This window comes from Psychrobacter sp. AOP7-B1-24, assembly GCF_052376215.1.
GTDB lineage: Bacteria > Pseudomonadota > Gammaproteobacteria > Pseudomonadales > Moraxellaceae > Psychrobacter.
In genome coordinates, this window is sequence record NZ_JBQSVL010000217.1 from 1 (window position 1) to 447 (window position 447).

A 447-nucleotide genomic window follows, 5' to 3' on the forward strand; every position below is an offset into this window, starting at 1 on the left:
TGCTGCACTTTTTTATCATAAAATTAGACTTGTTATAGATCATCATCTCTCATTACAAGCTGATGAGCTTTTTGATGGCGAAGTCGAATTAGATGAAAGTTACTTTGGCGGTGTACGTAAAGGCAAAAGAGGTCGCGGGGCTGCTGGTAAAACAGCTGTATTTGGTATATTAAAACGAAACGGTAAGGTTTATACCATTGTCGTAGCAGACACCAAACAGACTACCCTAATGCCTGTTATTAAGCGTAAGATAAAGCCTGACAGCTTTGTTTATACGGATAGCTATCGCAGTTACAATGCATTAGATGTGAGCGAGTTTAAACATTTCAGAGTCAATCACTCTAAAGAGTTTACTTGCGGTAAAAACAATCACATCAATGGCATTGAGAATTTCTGGAACCAGTCTAAACGAACACTCAGAAAATATAATGGGATCGATAAGAAGAA

1 protein-coding gene is annotated in these 447 nt (G+C 37.8%); it reads left to right on the plus strand.

Annotated elements, in window-relative coordinates:
- Positions 1–447, plus strand: a 447-nt coding sequence (locus ACT3QP_RS15080) for an IS1595 family transposase (protein ID WP_444526069.1), incomplete at both ends; no start/stop codon positions are given.